Origin of the sequence: Aliifodinibius sp. S!AR15-10 (assembly GCF_031569985.1) — a bacterium.
Lineage (GTDB): Bacteria > Bacteroidota > Rhodothermia > Balneolales > Balneolaceae > JAMQKA01.
Window position 1 is genome coordinate 1 of record NZ_JAMQKA010000103.1, and the last position, 2042, is coordinate 2042.

Here is a 2042-nt window from a genome sequence, read left to right on the forward strand (position 1 = left end):
GAACGCCCATGGGGTATCCCGCGCCGCATGCGGTCGAAAAACGGGGGTGTTTCCGGGATCGGACATATTCCGAATAAACAGGCTGCTATCGGGATAACGGGTGTGTAGCTCGGTCTCAAAATGACCAAAGTTCATCATCCGGGAACCCAAATTGTTACCCAAAAGAACGATATGCGCTCCTTCATTTAGCTGAACTTTGGGCTCGTTAGAAGAGCAACTGCTAAAAACAAGCAATACTCCAAGGACAATTACAGGCAACATAACTTTTCGCATATCAAAACAGTTCATAAATATTCTATTTATTAATCGTTAGGTATAAATTTTTTGATGAATAAACCGATCACAAGCCGTAATCAGGTAGTCAATATGGCGGTTTCCCCAAAAGCTGATTTGGAGTCCCTCAGAAGTACTTTCCCATATACCTCGGCATGTATTTGAACTTTTTTTGTTGCATTGTAAAAAGACACAACACTTTTTCACGGGTGATTATCCAGAATATTAATAACTAATAAGTTCAGAATGCTATATTCATCAATGGTCAGGGTTTAGATCTTAAATACTTACTTTAGCTTTTTCCTCTCGTCCGAAAAGCAGCAAGCAGATGGTTGTTCGGGTAAAGACTCTTCAAACCTTTTAATTTGCTCCCGAAGCTCCTTGACCTTTGCCGGCTGTTGGCCCGACCGGTCTTCCTGTTCGGCCCAATCGGTATTGATATTGTACAACTCGGCGCGGTCCAATTCCTCATTTATCAGAAGCTTCCAGTTCTCATCCTGTATGCTTGCACTTGGCCAAAAGCCAGGGCGATCGCGGGCATAACGCCAGTCCCAGTAGATAGGCTTCTGCCGGTCGTAGTCCTTGCCCATAATGGCCGGTACAAGACTCTCCCCATCAGGTTGATAATTCTCGGGATAGGAGGCTCCCGCCAGTTCCACAAATGTGGGCAACAGGTCTACAGCCGCCATTTCGGTAGTTTTATCAACCCCGCCGGCAGACACTTGTCCCGGCCAACGCACGATAAACGGAACCCGAACGCCTCCAGCAAACAAGGCACGCTTGCGCCCTTTCAGCCCACCTGTTTCACCTACCGAGTAGTAGCTCCCCAGACCGGGCCCGGTCGAGTTATCGTCAACACTCTTTCTATCACTTGTTATTTCCGGACCATTATCCGATGAAAATATCACCAGCGTATTTTCATCTAATCCTAATTCCTTCAGTGCCGTATATAGTTCTCCTATGCGGGCATCATATTCCGCCACTACAGCAGCATAGACTTGTTGCTGCTCATCCAAATTGTCAAACTGGTTCAAATATTTAAGCCTGGGATAATGCGGGGTATGTGTTGCATGAATCCAGGCATTGACAAAGAAGGGCTGATCTTTATGACGCCTTACAAAATCGATGGTTTTATAGATGGTAGAGTCTGCCTGCATCTGGGGCAATCGTCCGGGCAGATTAAACGCTCCATATTCGTCATACCCATATTCCAGCGGGGAGGGAGCATCTTGCACATGGGTATTGGTAAGATGCCACTTGCCATAGTGTGCGGTGGCATAGCCCGCTTCTTGTAACATGCGAGGTAACATCGGGGCCTTCGGATCCAACCAATCCGGCATGTTTCGGCTCATATGGGATTCTACAGAAGCAAAATGACCATGCACGCTGTGACGAGCGGGGAATTGCCCGGTCATCAGGGCTACCCTGCTGGGGGAGCATACGGGATTGACCACCGAAAAATTTTGAAAATCAATCCCTTCCGAAGCCATTTTATCCAAATTGGGGGTCTCACAGTAGGAACACCCGTGGATTCCCAAATCACCATACCCCCAATCATCCGCATAAATGAAAATAATATTGGGTTGTTCAGGATCTATTTCTTCATTCTTTGTTTCACAGGATATAATTAGAACTGTTGCAATTACTAGTACTTAATTTCAAAAATTATAGTAATTATTAGCTGGGGACATCGTATATTCCCTCCAACCCTCAATTAAACGCTCATGAATGTTGCCCCAACGATAGAACTAACTCCCGACCAGCGTCAG

The 2042-nt window shown here is 46.1% G+C and carries 2 protein-coding genes; both read right to left on the reverse strand.

What is annotated here, in order from left to right; translation table 11 throughout:
* Window positions 1–288 (reverse strand): hypothetical protein (locus NC796_RS26470; protein WP_310688892.1); only part of this gene is annotated, 288 nt, incomplete at its 3' end.
* A 272-nt stretch (window positions 289–560) separates the two neighbouring features.
* The gene (locus NC796_RS26475; RefSeq protein WP_310688894.1) at window positions 561–1916 is read right to left on the reverse strand and encodes a sulfatase-like hydrolase/transferase; all 1356 of its coding nucleotides are present in this window, start codon (window positions 1914–1916) and stop codon (window positions 561–563) included.
* Window positions 1917–2042: the final 126 nt, after the last annotated feature.